Source organism: Arthrobacter pascens (genome assembly GCF_030815585.1).
Lineage (GTDB): Bacteria > Actinomycetota > Actinomycetes > Actinomycetales > Micrococcaceae > Arthrobacter > Arthrobacter pascens_A.
On sequence record NZ_JAUSWY010000001.1, the window covers coordinates 1,725,579 to 1,741,316 of the forward strand.

Annotated in this window: 13 protein-coding genes; 9 read left to right on the forward strand and 4 right to left on the reverse strand. The window is 65.9% G+C overall.

The window, feature by feature from the left end:
* Positions 1–3 precede the first annotated feature (3 nt).
* The 9 genes from carA to QFZ30_RS08150 all read left to right on the forward strand — a co-directional run bounded on the left by carA (position 4) and on the right by QFZ30_RS08150 (position 11,745).
* Complete coding sequence (gene carA / locus QFZ30_RS08110; protein ID WP_373462827.1) at positions 4–1,338, forward strand: glutamine-hydrolyzing carbamoyl-phosphate synthase small subunit; 1,335 nt, start codon at positions 4–6, stop codon at positions 1,336–1,338.
* Complete coding sequence (carB, locus tag QFZ30_RS08115; protein WP_307075093.1) at positions 1,338–4,652, forward strand: carbamoyl-phosphate synthase large subunit; 3,315 nt, start codon at positions 1,338–1,340, stop codon at positions 4,650–4,652. The genes carA and carB overlap by 1 nt, the downstream gene beginning before the upstream one ends.
* Entirely contained in the window at positions 4,645–5,514 is an 870-nt protein-coding gene (pyrF, locus tag QFZ30_RS08120; protein ID WP_307075095.1) for an orotidine-5'-phosphate decarboxylase, read from the forward strand. The genes carB and pyrF overlap by 8 nt, the downstream gene beginning before the upstream one ends.
* Positions 5,515–5,624: 110 nt before the next feature.
* Positions 5,625–5,942, forward strand: a complete 318-nt coding sequence (gene mihF / locus QFZ30_RS08125) for an integration host factor, actinobacterial type (RefSeq protein ID WP_307075097.1) — start codon at positions 5,625–5,627, stop codon at positions 5,940–5,942.
* 46 nt (positions 5,943–5,988) lie between these two features.
* On the forward strand, positions 5,989–6,561 hold the full coding sequence (gene gmk / locus QFZ30_RS08130) for a guanylate kinase (protein ID WP_307075099.1): 573 nt from the start codon (positions 5,989–5,991) through the stop codon (positions 6,559–6,561).
* Between the two features lie 39 nt (positions 6,562–6,600).
* On the forward strand, positions 6,601–6,861 hold the full coding sequence (gene rpoZ, locus QFZ30_RS08135) for a DNA-directed RNA polymerase subunit omega (RefSeq protein ID WP_111907679.1): 261 nt from the start codon (positions 6,601–6,603) through the stop codon (positions 6,859–6,861).
* A 51-nt stretch (positions 6,862–6,912) separates the two neighbouring features.
* Positions 6,913–8,145 (forward strand): bifunctional phosphopantothenoylcysteine decarboxylase/phosphopantothenate--cysteine ligase CoaBC, encoded by a 1,233-nt coding sequence (coaBC, locus tag QFZ30_RS08140; RefSeq protein WP_307075102.1) that lies wholly within the window; start codon positions 6,913–6,915, stop codon positions 8,143–8,145.
* Positions 8,146–8,223: 78 nt separating this feature from the next.
* A complete protein-coding gene (metK, locus tag QFZ30_RS08145; protein ID WP_307075103.1) occupies positions 8,224–9,459 on the forward strand; it encodes a methionine adenosyltransferase in 1,236 nt (411 codons plus the stop codon).
* 108 nt (positions 9,460–9,567) lie between these two features.
* Positions 9,568–11,745 carry a primosomal protein N' gene (locus tag QFZ30_RS08150; RefSeq protein ID WP_307075106.1) on the forward strand — a complete coding sequence of 726 codons (2,178 nt, stop codon included), beginning with the start codon at positions 9,568–9,570 and terminating at the stop codon, positions 11,743–11,745.
* Here QFZ30_RS08150 and QFZ30_RS08155 read toward each other — a convergent pair.
* From QFZ30_RS08155 to QFZ30_RS08170, 4 genes are read right to left on the reverse strand one after another with little or no spacing between them, the layout of a single operon-like run.
* Positions 11,742–12,833 (reverse strand): glycosyltransferase family 4 protein, encoded by a 1,092-nt coding sequence (locus tag QFZ30_RS08155; protein ID WP_307075108.1) that lies wholly within the window; start codon positions 12,831–12,833, stop codon positions 11,742–11,744. The two genes, QFZ30_RS08150 and QFZ30_RS08155, sit on opposite strands and share 4 nt — an antisense overlap.
* Positions 12,830–13,759 carry an alpha/beta fold hydrolase gene (locus QFZ30_RS08160; protein WP_307075110.1) on the reverse strand — a complete coding sequence of 310 codons (930 nt, stop codon included), beginning with the start codon at positions 13,757–13,759 and terminating at the stop codon, positions 12,830–12,832. The genes QFZ30_RS08155 and QFZ30_RS08160 overlap by 4 nt, the downstream gene beginning before the upstream one ends.
* A gap of 10 nt (positions 13,760–13,769) precedes the next feature.
* Positions 13,770–14,639, reverse strand: coding sequence for an aldo/keto reductase (locus tag QFZ30_RS08165; protein WP_307075112.1), 870 nt, complete (start codon positions 14,637–14,639; stop codon positions 13,770–13,772).
* Positions 14,640–14,674: 35 nt separating this feature from the next.
* Positions 14,675–15,637, reverse strand: coding sequence for a sugar-binding transcriptional regulator (locus QFZ30_RS08170; RefSeq protein ID WP_307075114.1), 963 nt, complete (start codon positions 15,635–15,637; stop codon positions 14,675–14,677).
* Positions 15,638–15,738: the final 101 nt, after the last annotated feature.

Below are 15,738 nucleotides of genomic sequence, written 5' to 3' on the forward strand. Positions count from 1 at the left end.
ACAGTGACAGCAACAGAAGTGACAGCAATCGCAGCCACTGCGCCGCAACCAGCAGTTTCCACGCCGGCGGCGCTGGTCCTTGAGGATGGCCGCATTTTCCGCGGAAGCAGCTACGGAGCCACCGGCACGGCCCTGGGCGAAGCGGTCTTCGCCACCGGAATGACCGGCTACCAGGAGACCATCACGGATCCCTCCTACGCCCGCCAGCTGGTGGTGCAGACGGCGCCCCACATCGGCAACACCGGCGTCAACAGCGAGGACGCCGAGTCCCGCCGCATCTGGGTGGCCGGCTACATTGTCAGGGACGCCGCACGCCGGCCGTCCAACTGGCGCTCTGAGCGCAGTTTGGACGATGAGCTCGTCCAGCAGGGAATCGTCGGTATCCAGGGTGTGGATACCCGGGCCATCACCCGGCACCTGCGCGAACACAAGACCATGCGGGCCGGCATCTTTTCCGGCGATGCTGCCCAGGCCACTGACAAGGAACTCCTCAGCGCCGTCCTGGCCAGCGCCCCGATGGAAGGTGCGCGCCTGGCCGAAGAGGTCAGCGTCGACGAGGCCTACGCGGTGGAACCGAAGGACCACGGCTGGGAGGGCGAGCCGCGCTTGAGCATCGCCGCCATCGACCTGGGCATCAAGGCCATGACGCCCATCCGCTTCGCGGAACGCGGCGTCCGCGTCCACGTCCTGCCTGCCACCGCCACCCTGGACGACGTCAAGGCAGTCAATCCTGACGGCTTCTTCATGTCCAACGGTCCGGGCGACCCCGCCACCGCGGACGCCCAGGTCAAGCTGCTGCGCTCCGTGCTGGATGAGAAGCTGCCGTACTTCGGCATCTGCTTCGGCAACCAGATCCTGGGGCGCGCGCTGGGCTTCGGCACGTACAAGCTGCGCTACGGCCACCGCGGTATCAACCAGCCGGTGATGGACCGCCGCACCGGCAAGGTGGAGATCACCTCGCAGAACCATGGCTTCGCCGTGGACGCACCGCTCGACGGCGCCACGCAGGCCCCGGAGGAACGCTACGGCCGCGTTGAGGTCAGCCACGTGAGCCTCAACGACGACGTCGTGGAGGGCCTGGCATGCCTTGATATCCCGGCCTTCTCGGTCCAGTACCACCCCGAGGCAGCCGCTGGCCCGCACGACGCCGCGTATCTCTTCGACCGCTTCATCGACCTGATGGAGGGCACCCGCGACGGCAGGACAGCCAACCTGTCCGGAGAGCCGGTGGACGCAGCGCATCCCGCAGCCGGAACGAACGCAGCCGGAACGAACGCAGCCGGAACGAATGCGGACGCACAACACAAGACTGACAACAAGACTGAGGACAAGAAGTAATGCCTAAGAGAACTGACCTTAAGAGCGTCCTGGTCATCGGTTCCGGCCCCATCGTGATCGGCCAGGCGGCCGAGTTCGACTATTCCGGCACCCAGGCGCTGCGGGTCCTCAAGGAGGAGGGCCTGCGAGTCATCCTGGTGAACTCCAACCCCGCCACCATCATGACGGACCCCGAGTTCGCCGACGCCACCTACATAGAGCCCATCACGCCCGAGGTGGTGGAGAAGATCATCGCCAAGGAGCGCCCCGACGCAGTCCTGCCCACCCTAGGCGGACAGACGGCCCTGAACACGGCCATCGCGCTGGACAAGAACGGTGTACTGGAGAAGTACAACGTGGAGCTCATCGGCGCCAACATCGCCGCGATCGAGCTCGGCGAGGACCGGGAGAAGTTCAAGGGCGTGGTGGAGCGCTGCGGCGCCGAGTCGGCCCGCAGCCACATCATCCACACCATGGATGAGGCACTCAAGGCAGCCGAGGACCTGGGCTACCCCATGGTTGTCCGTCCGTCCTTCACCATGGGCGGGCTGGGCTCCGGCCTGGCATACGACGAAAATGACCTCCGCCGCATCGTGGGCCAGGGCCTGCAGTACAGCCCCACCAGCGAGGTATTGCTCGAAGAGAGCATCCTGGGCTGGAAGGAATACGAGCTGGAAATGATGCGGGACAAGAACGACAACGTCGTGGTTGTCTGTTCCATCGAGAACTTCGACCCCGTAGGCGTCCACACCGGCGACTCCATCACGGTGGCACCGGCCCTTACCCTCACGGACCGCGAATACCAGCGGCTGCGGGACATCTCCATTGCGGTGATCCGTGAAGTGGGCGTGGACACGGGCGGCTGCAACATCCAGTTCGCCATCGAGTCGGACACCGGACGCGTGGTGGTCATCGAGATGAACCCGCGCGTATCCCGCTCCTCTGCCCTTGCCTCCAAGGCCACCGGCTTCGCCATCGCCAAGATCGCCACCAAGCTCTCCCTCGGATACACGCTGGACGAGATCCCGAACGACATCACGCAGAAGACACCCGCGTCCTTCGAACCCACCCTGGACTACGTGGTGGTCAAGGTTCCGCGGTTCGCCTTCGAGAAGTTCCCGGCGGCGGACGACACCCTGACCACCACCATGAAGTCCGTGGGCGAGGCCATGGCGATGGGCCGCAACTTCACCGAGGCCCTGCAGAAGGCGCTGCGCTCATTGGAACAGAAGGGCTCGCAGCTGGACTTCAGCTCCGTCCCGGAGTGGGAAGTCCCGGAGCTCATCGAAAAGGCCAAGCGGCCCACCACCGAGCGCCTGCACCAGGTGCAGCGCGCCCTCCTGGGCGGTGCCAGCGTGGAGGACCTGTACGAAGCCACGAAGATCGATCCGTGGTTCCTCGACCAGCTCCAGCTGCTGAACGAGATCTCCCGCGAGATCCGCCAGTCCGGCGCCCTGACCGTGGAAATGCTCCAGCGCGCCAAGCGGCACGGCTTCTCCGATGAGCAGATCGGCGCCCTGACGCACAACTCTGAGGCCGTAGTCCGCGGTGTCAGGCAGGCCCTGGGCATCCGCCCGGTCTACAAAACGGTGGACACCTGCGCCGCCGAGTTCGCCGCCTACACCCCGTACCACTACTCGTCCTACGACGAGGAGGACGAGGTGGCGCTGCACGCGAAGCCGTCCATCCTGATCCTGGGTTCCGGCCCTAACCGCATCGGGCAGGGCATCGAGTTCGACTACTCCTGCGTCCACGCGTCGATGGCGCTGCGCAAGGCCGGCTACGAGACCGTCATGGTCAACTGCAACCCCGAGACGGTCTCCACGGACTACGACGTGTCCACCCGCCTGTACTTCGAACCGCTCACCCTCGAGGACGTTCTGGAGGTCATTGCGGCCGAGGAACGCACCGGCGGCGTTATGGGCGTGTTCGTCCAGCTCGGCGGCCAGACCCCGCTCAAGCTCGCGCAGCAGCTGGCCGACGCCGGCGTCCCCATCCTTGGCACGTCCCCGGAGGCGATCGACCTGGCCGAGCACCGCGGCGCGTTCTCCCGTGTCCTTGACAAGGCCGGCCTGATCTCGCCGAAGAACGGCACTGCCGTCTCCTTCGAGGACGCCAAGAAGATCGCCGACGAGATCGGCTACCCGGTCCTGGTCCGCCCGTCCTACGTGCTGGGCGGCCGGGGTATGGAGATCGTCTACGACGAGCCGAACCTCTCCCGTTACATCGCCAATGCCACGGAAATCACCTCGGCCCACCCCGTCCTGATCGACCGCTTCCTGGAGGACGCCGTCGAAATCGACGTCGACGCGCTCTTCGACGGCACGGACATGTACCTGGGCGGCATCATGGAGCACATCGAGGAAGCCGGGATCCACTCCGGTGACTCCGCCTGTGTCCTTCCCCCCATCACTCTCGGCAACAACGTCCTGGAGCGGGTGCGGACAGCAACCCGCGCCATCGCCGAAGGCGTGGGCGTGCGCGGACTGATCAACATCCAGTTCGCCCTCGCCTCCGACGTCCTGTACGTCCTGGAAGCGAACCCGCGCGCCTCCCGCACCGTGCCGTTCGTGTCCAAGGCCACCGGCGTGCAGATGGCCAAGGCCGCTGCCCTGATCGGCACCGGCGTCACCATCGGCCAGCTCCGCAGCGCCTACAAGATGCTGCCGGAAACCGGCGACGGCTCCACCCTGCCGCTGGATGCCCCGGTCTCCGTCAAGGAAGCCGTGCTGCCGTTCAGCCGCTTCCGCACCCTTGAGGGCAAGGTGGTGGACTCCCTGCTTGGCCCGGAAATGCGCTCCACCGGCGAGGTCATGGGCATCGACAAGCACTTCGACACCGCCTTCGCCAAGAGCCAGGCGGCGGCCAACAATGCGCTGCCTACCGAAGGCAAGATCTTTGTCTCCGTGGCCAACCGGGACAAGCGTTCGGTTATCATGGGCGTCAAGCGGCTCTCCGACCTCGGCTTCGAGATCGTCTCCACCGGCGGCACCGCTGATGTCCTGCGCCGCAACGGCATCCAGGCCACCCCGGTCCGGAAAGTCGCCGAGGGCAGCAGCGCAGAAGGCGAAGGCACCATTGCGGACCTCGTCATTGCGGGCGAAATCGACATGGTGTTCAACACGCCCTCCGGCGGCGAAGCCCGCAGCGACGGTTATGAACTCCGGGCCGCGGCAACGTCCATCGGTATTCCGTGCATCACCACGGTGGCCGAGTTCAACGCAGCCGTCCAGGCCATCGAAGCGATGCGCACTTACGAGTGGTCCGTGACCAGCCTGCAGGAGCACGCCACGGCGCTGGTGGCCTCACAGAACTCTGCGCGCCAGAATGCCTGACGCCGGATCCACAGTGACCAACTCCGCCCGGGAGCCGTTCGGCTCCCGGCTGGGGGCGGCCATGGCGGCCCGCGGGCCGCTGTGCGTGGGCATTGACCCGCACCCTGCGCTCCTGAAGGGCTGGGGCCTGGACGACGACGCCGCCGGACTGAGGCGCTTTTCGCTGACGGTCCTGGAGGCGGTCGGTTCGCTCGCTGCCGCGGTCAAGCCGCAGGTGGCGCTCTACGAGCGCCACGGCTCGGCTGGGATGGCCATCCTCGAGGAACTCCTGGCTGCCGCCCGGGATGAGGCAGTGCTCACCATTGCCGATGCCAAGCGCGGCGACATCGGCTCCACCATGGCGGCCTATGCGGACGCCTGGCTGCGGGACGGGTCGGCGCTGGCCGCCGACTCGGTGACCCTCAGCCCTTACCTCGGGTTCGAGTCCCTCCGCCCGGCCCTGGACCTTGCGGCAGACACCGGCCGCGGTGTGTTTGTTCTCGCACTGACGTCCAATCCTGAAGGCGCCTCCGTCCAGCACATCGGCGGAACCGACTCCGTGGCGCGCCGGGTCACCGAAGCGGCGGCCGTCGAAAACCGCCGGTACCCGGGCTCCCTGGGCTCCGTGGGGCTGGTGGTCGGCGCCACGGTGGGATCGGCGTTGTCTGAACTGGAGCTGGACCTCGAAGCCGTTCGCGGCCCCATCCTTGCTCCCGGCCTCGGCGCCCAGGGGGCAACCCCGGCGGACCTGCGCAGAACTTTCGCGTCCGCTTACCCCCAGGTGCTGGGAACGTCCAGCCGCGATATCCTCTCTGCCGGCCCGGGAATCCAGGGACTCCGCGATGCCGCGCTGCGCACTCTTGACGGGCTCCGCGGGGAGTAGGCGCCCGTTTCCCGGGATGCATTGATTCGCTGGTCACCAAAGAGTAGGTTTCAGGAAAAGTCCAACGGCGGCCGCCTTGGACCGACCCGACGAATCCGGGGGTGTCCTCCATGAGCCTGCGACCCTTATCCGCGTCGGAACGTGCTGATGCCCTGAACAAGGCGGCGGCTGCCCGGTCCGCCAGGGCGGCGGCCAAAGAACGCCTGAAGAACGGTGAGACTACCGCCGCGGACATCATCAGCTCTGCAGCCCAGGACGACGCCTTGGCACGACTGCGGGTGGTTGAGCTGCTGGAAGCCCTGCCCGGCATCGGAAAGGTCCGGGCTGCTGCCATCATGGACCAGTTGGGCATAGCGGCATCGCGGCGGGTCAGGGGGCTGGGCATCCACCAGCGTCAGGCGCTGGTAGATTTTATAGACGAGAAGTAGGGCGGTCCTTCGCCGCCTGAATCCGAACTGCGCCGCAAAGGAATACGTGAGCAAGAAACCTGGACTGACAGTCCTCGCTGGTCCGACGGCTGTTGGCAAAGGCACCGTGTCCACTTACATCCGGGACAACTACCCCGGCGTCTGGCTGTCCGTATCAGCCACCACCCGCGCGCCGCGCCCCGGGGAACGGGACGGGGTGCATTACTTCTTCAAGACCGCCGAGGAATTCGACCGGCTGATTGAAGAGGGTGAGCTTCTGGAGTGGGCGGTGGTCCACGGCAGGAACCGCTACGGTACCCTCCGGAGCACTGTGGACCAGGCAATCGCCGACGGCCGGTCCGTGCTGCTGGAGATCGACCTGCAGGGCGCACGCCAAGTCAAGGAAGCCGTCCCGGAGGCGCAGTTCGTCTTCCTGGCACCTCCCAGCTGGGACGAAATGGTGCGCCGGCTGGTGGGCCGCGGGACGGAAACAGCGGAGGAACAGCAGCAAAGGCTGGAAACCGCTAAACTAGAACTTGCCGCTGAACCGGAGTTCGACCACACCGTCATCAATGATGACGTTCGCCGGGCAGCGGACGAGCTTGTTTCACTCATGGGGCTGACCCCGAACCCGCGCTAGGCGCAGGAACGCGTCGGCCCGTTAGAATTTGGAGAATTCGTGTCCACGAACCTTGAAGGCATCATCAACCCGCCGATCGACTCGCTGCTTGAGGCAGCTGATTCAAAGTACGGCCTGGTGATCTTCGGTGCCAAGCGTGCACGTCAGATCAACGCTTACTACGCCCAGCTGCACGAGGGCCTGTTCGAATACGTCGGCCCGCTGGTCGACACCAAGCTGAACGAGAAGTCGCTGTCCATCGCCCTGCGCGAAATCAACGAAGGCAAACTCGTTTCCACGCCGATCGAACCTGCAGAGTAAAACCGCAGTTCAGTAGCAAGACCAGACAGACTGCCTGTTGACGGAGGTCACGTGCGCATAGTCCTCGGAGTCGGGGGAGGGATTGCCGCCTACAAGGTGGCATCGCTCCTCCGGCTTTTTACTGAAGCCGGCCATGACGTGACCGTGATACCCACCGAAGCCGCCACCCGCTTTGTTGGGGTCGCCACCTGGGAGGCCCTTTCTGGCAACCCGGTCAGCAACAGCGTCTTTGACGACGTCCACCAGGTCAACCACGTCCGGCTGGGACATGAGGCGGACCTGATCGTGGTGGCGCCGGCGACGGCGGACCTCATGGCCCGCGCCGCGACCGGGCAGGCCAACGATCTGCTCACCAACACCCTCCTGATGGCCCGGGGCCCCGTTCTTTTCGCCCCCGCGATGCACACTGAGATGTGGCTGCACGCGGCCACCCGCGCCAATGTGGAGACGTTGCGCGGCCGCGGCATCGCCGTGCTTGATCCGGCCAGCGGCCGGTTGACCGGTGCCGACTCCGGACCCGGCCGCCTGCCGGAGCCGGAGGCGATTTTCGACGCCGCCATGGCCCTTGCCCAGGGCCGGTCCGACTACCAGCTTCCTTTGGCCGGGCGGACCGTCACCATCAGCGCCGGCGGCACCAGGGAGCCACTGGATCCCGTGCGTTTCCTCGGAAACCGGTCCTCCGGCAAACAGGGCGTCGCCTTGGCTGTCGCCGCCCGCAACGCCGGCGCTTCCGTCCGGTTGCTGGCGGCGCATATGGACGTGCCGGCGCCGGCCGGTGTCGAAGTCGTGACAGTGGAAACCGCGCTGCAGCTACGGGAAGCCGCGGTGGCAGCGGCGGCGGACTCCGACGTCGTGATCATGGCTGCAGCGGTGGCCGACTTCCGTCCTGCGGAGATTTCCGACACAAAAATCAAAAAACGCGATGACACCGCCGATCCGGTCCTTGCATTGGTGCGGAACCCCGACATCCTGCAGGAACTGGTGGAACTCCGGGGTGATTCCCGGCGCAGCCAACTCATTGTGGGCTTCGCTGCAGAGACCGGCGACGGCAACGGGGATGTGCTGGCTTACGCCGAAGCCAAACTTGAGCGCAAGGGGTGCGACCTGCTGGTGGTCAACCACGTGGGGACCGACAAGGTCTTCGGCCAGGACACCAACTCCGTAGTCATCCTGGCGCGCTCGGGCTCCGAACCGCAACTGGCATCAGGAACCAAGAGCGAGGTCGCGTCCGCAGTCATCACCCGGATCGGCTTCGAGCTGAACCACGTTTCGCCCCGGGCCTGACGCCCGGCCACGCTCCGTTTCCTTAGCACGGGGACACATGGTGCCGGGGGTCCGATTCCCAACCAGTAAGGTAGTTGAGTGACTTTACCGCTGCATATTCCTCACACCCAAGGGGCCACGCCCTCCGCGCTCCGGCTCTTCACGTCCGAGTCGGTCACCGAAGGCCATCCGGACAAGATCTGCGACCAGATCAGCGACGCTATCCTGGACGCACTGCTGGCGGCTGATCCTGAGTCCCGTGTGGCTGTGGAAACCATGGCTACCACGGGCCTGGTCCACGTGGCCGGTGAGGTCACCACTGACGCCTATGTGGAGATCCCGCAGATCGTCCGGGAGACCATCCTGGGCATCGGCTACGACTCCTCTGCCAACGGATTCGACGGCGCCCGTTGCGGCGTGTCGGTGTCCATCGGCCAGCAGTCCAACGACATCGCCGGGGGCGTCTTCAACTCCCTCGAGGCCCGCGAGGGCCGCCAGGAGGACGACTACGACCTCCAGGGCGCCGGCGACCAGGGACTGATGTTCGGCTACGCCAGTGACGAAACGCCGTCCTACATGCCGACACCGATCTGGATCGCCCACCGCCTGTCAGAACGCCTCACCGAGGTACGCAAGTCCGGCGAACTGTCCTACCTCCGCCCCGACGGCAAGACCCAGGTGACAGTGGGATACGACCGCGACGCGCCGGTCTCGGTCGAAACCGTGGTGATCTCCAGCCAGCACGCCGAAGGAACCAGCCTGGGCCGGCTGCGCGCTGACCTGGCCTCTTTCGTGATTCAACCAGTGCTGGCCGCTGCCAACCTGGACATTTCCCGGGTGGCCAACATCCTCAACCCTGCCGGCGAATTCGTCATCGGCGGACCCGTGGGTGACGCCGGTCTGACCGGGCGCAAGATCATTGTTGACACCTACGGCGGTATGGCCCGCCACGGCGGCGGAGCCTTTTCCGGAAAGGACCCGTCCAAGGTGGACCGCTCAGCGGCATACGCCATGCGCTGGGTCGCCAAGAACGTGGTGGCCGCCGGGCTGGCGAAAAGGGCCGAAATCCAGATTGCCTACGCCATCGGCCAGGCCCGTCCCGTGGGCACCTACGTGGAAACCTTCGGCACCGAAACCGTGGACCCTGAGCGGATCAGCGCCGCCATCGCGGAGATCTTCGACCTCCGGCCGCGTGCCATCATCGACGCCCTGGACCTCAAGCGCCCCATCTACGCCAAGACGGCGGCCCACGGCCACTTCGGCCGCGATGATCCCGACTTCACCTGGGAGCGCCTGGACCGGGTGGATGACCTGAAGGCGTTCTTCAACGCCTAGCGCATCCCGCCAGCTGCCGGAATGTCGGTGCCACGTGCTTTGCTGGTCATAGCCACTCAGGAGGGAACCAGCCTGATCCGCGCGGGATGTTGAACGGAGGTAGCCGCAATGGCCTCTGATGCCACCTTCCAGGCCGAGCCTGCCCTCCCCGAACGTGACGTTCCCGGTGCCGTGCAGCTGACCCTGCTGCAGGGATTCCCGCCCAAGGCCCCCCAGGCAGGACCTGCGCTGGCACCACACCTTCCGGTGGCCAGGGTGCTGGTTGAGTCGTCCTTGCCACACCTTGACCGTCCTTTCGACTACAGCGTGCCGGCCGAACTGGACAGTGCCGCCCAAGCCGGGGTGCGGGTCAAGATCAGGTTCAACGGACAGGAGCTGGCCGGCTTCATCATTGAGCGCGTCGCGGAGTCCGACGCCGGCCATACCCTGGTGCCCCTGCAGAAAGTGGTCTCCCCGGTTTCCGTCCTCACTCCGGCCGTCCGGGACCTGGTGTCCGCAGTTGCGGCCCGCTATGCAGGGACGGTCAGCGATGTCCTTCGCGTCGCGGTTCCACCGCGGGTGGCAAGACTGGAGAAGGAATTCCTGGCGGAATCCGCAGTTGCCGCGCCCGCCGGCGGCCCCGATTTCCCGGCCGTCCCCGCTTCCGACGACGGTCCTGGGTCCGGTGCAGTCCTCACAAGAGAGAGTGGCTGGACAGATTATCGCAACGGCCCAGCCTTCATCAGGCACCTTCAGGACGGCGGGGCTCCCCGCGCTGTCTTCAGTCCGCTTCAGGGGTTTGGCCCCTCAGCGTGGCCCAGGCTCATTGCGGAGGCAGTCGCCGCCGTCCGCGCATCCGGCCGCGGTGCGGTGGTGGTGGTCCCCGACTACCGCGACCTCCACCGGCTGGAAGGCGCCCTGACGGACCTGCTGCCGGCGGACGACATCGCACGCCTGACGGCCGACGACGGTCCCACTCCCCGCTACCGGAACTTCCTCCGGATCCTGGACGGATCGGCCCGGGTAGCCATCGGCACCAGGTCGGCCGCCTTCGCGCCGGTGCGGGATCTGGGCCTCGTGGCATGCTGGGACGACGGGAACGATCTCCACATCGAGCAGCGGGCACCGTACGCCCACGTGCGTGAAGTGCTCTTGCTGCGTGCGGAACAGGAAGGCTCAGCCTGCCTGATGGCGGGTCACACGCGAAGCACGGAGCTGCAACGGCTGGTGGAGGCAGGCTGGGCTATGCCGGTTGACGCCGACCGGTCCGTTGTGCGCCGTACCGTGCCCCGCGTGCTCAACACCGCGGACAGCTTTGAACAGGAACGTGACCCGCTTGCCCGGATCGCACGGCTTCCCGGGGCCGCGTGGCGGGCCGCCAAGGAAGGGCTCGAACGCGGCCCGGTCCTGGTGCAGGTGGCCCGCGCCGGCTACGCCCCGTCGCTGGTGTGCGAAACCTGCCGTGAACCTGCGCGGTGCCGCTCCTGCCAGGGACCTCTGGCCATAGCCGGCGCAACCGGCAGCTCCGCGGTTCCCCAATGCCGCTGGTGCTCCACCCCGGCCCCGGACTGGCAGTGCGCGCACTGCCAGGGAACCAGGCTCCGTAAAGGGGCCACCGGCGCTCTACGGACGGCCGAGGAGCTCGGCAGGGCCTTCCCCGGCAAAACCGTCATCACATCCTCAGGTGACCATGTCAAGGCTGATGTGGGCGGCGCGAAGGCGCTGGTGGTGGCTACGGTGGGTGCCGAACCAGTGGCGGACGGCGGATATGCGGCGGCGTTGCTCCTCGACGGCGACTCCCTGCTTCGGCGTGAAAACCTGCGGGCGGGGGAGGACGCCGTGCGCCGCTGGTTCAATGCTGCGGCCCTCGTGCGCCCCGCGTCCGAGAATGGACTGGTGGTGATCACCGCGGCGGACTCCGGTGCAGTCGGAGCACTGCTGCGGTGGGATCCTGCCGGCTATGCCCAGCGGGAGCTGTCGCTCCGGGTGGAACTGCAGCTGCCGCCGGCGGTCCGGATCGCCTCGGTGACCGGCCAGCGCACCGCCGTCGTGCATTTCACCGACGGCGTGGAAAAACAGCTGGAAACGTCCGGTGTGACGCTGCGGACCGCTGGTCCCGCACCGCTGCTGCTGACCGGAGCACCAACACCCCAGCGCGGCGGGGAGGATGTCCGGACCTTGCTGTTCTTCCCCTACGGGCAGGCGGGCACGGTGACCAGAGCGCTTCGGTCTGCCAGGGCCGCCGCTGCAGCCAAGCGGAGCGAGGAACCGGTGCAGGTCAGGCTGGACGGAGTGGACGTCCTCTAGCGCGACCGCGCCCCACGGGAACGCATGGCCACAACATCGTGGGCCACGTCCACCAGCTGCCGGGCGGACTCATCCCAACTAAACTCCTGTGCACGCGCAACGGAGTGGCGGGAAGCCTCCTGCCAGCGTTCGTCGTCGCGCAGATTCTTCACGGCGGCCGCAAACTCCGCGGCCGAGGCCGGATCCACATACGAAGCGGCCTTGCCGCCCACTTCCCGGAAGATCGGAATGTCGCTCGCTATTACCGGCGTGCCAAGGGCCATCGCCTCGACCAGGGGAAGGCCGTACCCCTCGGCGCGGGAGAGGCTCACCAGTGCAGTGGCGCGCTTCAGCAGGGTTGCATACGCCTCGTCGGTAATGCCGTTGTGGAAGACTACCTTGGCGCCGGGCGGGACCATGATGTCCAGCTCGGCCCTTCGTTGCGGCGTGATCCTGCTCAGCAAGTGAAGGGTGAAGTCCGGCAGCTCGGCCATCCCGGCCAGCATGGTCTCCACGTTCTTATATGGCATGAACGAGCCCATATAGACGAGCGAATTCTCGGCGCCGGCGCCCGGATCACGCGGTTCCTGGGCGGGCTGCGGTGCGTTGCTGACGATCCTCACCGGCCGCCGCGTGAGCCGGTACTTGGCCATCAGGGCCTCGGTGGTCCTGCTGATCGTGGCCACGATGTCCGCCCGGTTGAGGAGGAGCCGCTGCGGCCAGTAGGCCTTGTGGTAGAGGCGCCACAGCACCCGGACCGGTGCCGGCAGGAATCCCGGGGGAGCCGAGTGCTCGTAGTAGATGAGGTCGTGAAGCGTCAGGACGAGCCCGTACTTACGCCCCCAGCTGCCCATGGTCTGCATGGGACAGACCACCACGTCGGCGCCGAGCCGGTTCACCTTGCGGGCGACGAACAGCTCCACGGGCGAGAGCGGACTGTTGATCAGCGTGTAGGGAACATCCGGCAGCAGGGACAATTGGCGGGAATCGCTGATGAGCATGGACACGTCGGCGATCCTCGCTGTCGCGGCGATGAGGCTAGCCCCGTAACGGCTGATGCCGTCATGGTGGTCGGTCCGGGTGAAGCGTGCATCGATGACTATTTTCACGCGGGGTGGTCCTTAAGGAAGCTGCGGATGAAGCCGGCGGCCTGCCCCGGCGTTTCGTAATGGATCAGGTGTCCGACGCCGGGGATCACGTTGAGGGTGCAATCCGGCAACAGCCCGGCCAGGCGATGCTGGTCGGGCAGGATGGCGATCTCGTCTTCTTCACCGGCGATCAGCAGCACCGGCAGTGTCAGGCTTGCCGCCACCTCGGCAACGTGGGCGCCTACGGACGCCGTGAACGACTCAAGGAGGCTTTCCCGGTTCGCGAACGCACTGAAATAGGCGTGGTGCTGGCCGTGGATGAAACGGCGCAGTTCCTTGTCGTGAGTTTTGGCCATGGCCTCGCTCATCACCCGGACAATCAGCGGACTGCGGAGCAGCGACAGTCCCAGCGGACGCGGCAGACGGGCAGCGAGCCGGTAATAGAGGACGGCGAGCCTGGTCATGATCCCCTTGGGCCCCTCCAGCGCGGGTGCGGCAATGGGGTTGATGAGGATGAGCGTCGTGACCGTGCCGGGATGCGCCGCCACATAGTGCGCGGCAATGATCGATCCGAACGAATGGCCTAGCAGAACGGTGTCCGGGCCGAGGTCCAGCGCAGCCATGAAGTCAGCGATGAACCTGCCATAGTGTTCCACCGTGTGCTGTCCGGATCTAAAGGCATCCGAACTGCCGAAGCCGGGAAGATCAGGCATAATGACCCGCATTCCGGGGAGTTGGTCGGCCACCCGGAGCAAGCCGTGGTGATCGCCGCGGAAGCCGTGGATGACCAGGATGGTGCGGGTTTCCGGTGTCACCCGGACCGGTTCATAGGTCCAGTAGGCGACCGTACCGCCATCCATCTCGATGTCCGAGGCGCTGGTCCGGGCCGCCAGCTCGGGGCTGAAGTAGGACGGCGTGGTGGAAGGCTGGCGGTCAGCTGTTTTCATTGCCTGGGTCCTAGTTGACGTTGTCGGGGTGGGAGCCGGTGCGCTGTCCGCGGTCCAGCTCAGCCAGCGCGGCCATATCGTGGTCGGAGAGCTCAAAGCCGAACACATCCAGGTTTTCCTTGATCCGGTCCTCGGAACTTGCTTTCGGGATTGCGATGTTGCCGAGCTGGATGTGCCACCGGAGAATGACCTGTGCCGGCGTTCTCCCGTGCTCTGCCGCGCAGGCCAGAACGACAGGATCCGCCACCACCTTGCCCCGTCCCAGCGGACTCCATGCCTCGGTGCGTATGCCCAGCCCGTGGTGCTTGTCCCTGAGCTCTTCCTGCTGGAGCCAGGGGTGCAGTTCGATCTGGTTCACGGCCGGCACCACTTCAGCCGTCTGGAGCAGCCGGTCAAGGTGTGTTGGCTGGAAGTTGCACACTCCGATGGCCCGCACTTTCCCTTCGCGGTAGAGCGTTTCCAGGGCACGGTACGTTTCGGTGAACAGTCCGCGCCGTGCGCAGGGCCAATGGATCAGGTACATGTCGATATAGTCCAGGCCGAGGTTGACCATGGACGTATCGAAGGCGCGGAGCGTTGCGTCATACCCTTGGTCATCGTTCCAGACCTTTGTGGTGACGAAAACGTCCTCACGGGACAGGCCGGGCGAGGATTCCCCCGAGCCGCCGGTTCCGCCGTCGGAACCTGATAACGAGCTGATGCCGCGCGCCACGCCGGTTTCGTTCCTGTACATCGCCGCTGTGTCGAAGTGGCGGTAGCCGGCACCCAGCGCCATGGCAACCAGGGCGGATGCTTCCGCCGTCGGGACCTTGTACAGCCCGAATCCCAACTGGTCGATCAGCACGCCGTTGTTCAGGCTGAGCCGGGGTGAGGTTTTCATAGCAATGACTCTACCCACTCACTACACAGACTCCGTCAGATGGCGCCGTCGAAGCTCACCAGGCGGCGCGCGGTTGCCTCATCGAGAATCAGGTCTGTCGCCAGGCCCGCGGTGAGTGCGCCGCGCAGGCCGTTGATCTTGGACGCGCCGGATACCACGCAGATCCGGCGCCGCACCTCCCGCAGCTGTGAAAGGGCGGGTCCCGTCGACCGCTCGTTCAGGACAATGCCGTCCGATGATCCGTCGCTCCGGAAGAAAACCGTCGCAACGTCTCCCACCACGTCGGAGTTGGCCAGGATGTTCAGGTCGCTTTCATCGAGGTAGCCGCCGGCATAGACGTGGCTGGGGTAGTCGGCATCCACCGATCCCACGCCGAAGATTGCGATGCTCATTCTTGACTGGAGTTCCAGGATCCGCTGCACGCTGCGCTCATTCCACATCGCCGTCTTGGTGGCGGCGTGGTCAAAGAAGGCGGGAACGGGGAACTGCTCGACGCGGGCACCATAGGCACTGCCAAACCGGCGCATGATGTCACTCGCGTAGGTGATGCCGGTGGTGTGCATGTTTCCGGCACCGTTGAGCTGGACAATCACGGTGTCGTGGGTGATTTTCCGGGTCAGGTGCCGGCTGACTGCACTGAGCGTTGATCCCCAGGCCACGCCGATGATCGCGTTGGAGTCCACCAGCGGGCCGATGGTGCGTGCCGCCTGCATGGCCACGCGGTCCAGGGTTTCCGCGTCGTTCAAGGTCTCCAGGACCGGGACGACGTGCACGTCCACGTTGTACTCAGCCCGGATCATCCCTTCCAGCTCGGGGCCGGTATCCAGCGGATTGCGGATCTGGATCTGCACAAGCCCCGAATCACGCGCCGAGGATAGAAGCCTGGAAATCGTGGAACGGGACGTGCGGAGCTCCCGCGCGATGGCGTCCATGGTGAGGTCCTGGAGGTAGTACATCTGTGCAGCGCGAAGGGCATCGGAGTGCCGGGAGAGTGTCATCGGGGATCCATCCTGCACGTTTGTGCATAGTGCTTGACTCCATTTTCCATTAGTCCAAAGAATAGTTGGAGAACAGCGGCGCACTGGTGAGGTGGCCGCAC

Coding starts and splice junctions, on each gene's coding strand:
- carB (WP_307075093.1), top strand. CDS start 1,338: ATGCCTAAGAGAACTGACCTTAAGAGCGTCCTGGTCATCGGTTCCGGC.
- pyrF (WP_307075095.1), top strand. CDS start 4,645: ATGCCTGACGCCGGATCCACAGTGACCAACTCCGCCCGGGAGCCGTTC.
- mihF (WP_307075097.1), top strand. CDS start 5,625: ATGAGCCTGCGACCCTTATCCGCGTCGGAACGTGCTGATGCCCTGAAC.
- QFZ30_RS08150 (WP_307075106.1), top strand. CDS start 9,568: ATGGCCTCTGATGCCACCTTCCAGGCCGAGCCTGCCCTCCCCGAACGT.
- QFZ30_RS08160 (WP_307075110.1), bottom strand. CDS start 13,759: ATGAAAACAGCTGACCGCCAGCCTTCCACCACGCCGTCCTACTTCAGC.
- QFZ30_RS08165 (WP_307075112.1), bottom strand. CDS start 14,639: ATGAAAACCTCACCCCGGCTCAGCCTGAACAACGGCGTGCTGATCGAC.
- QFZ30_RS08170 (WP_307075114.1), bottom strand. CDS start 15,637: ATGACACTCTCCCGGCACTCCGATGCCCTTCGCGCTGCACAGATGTAC.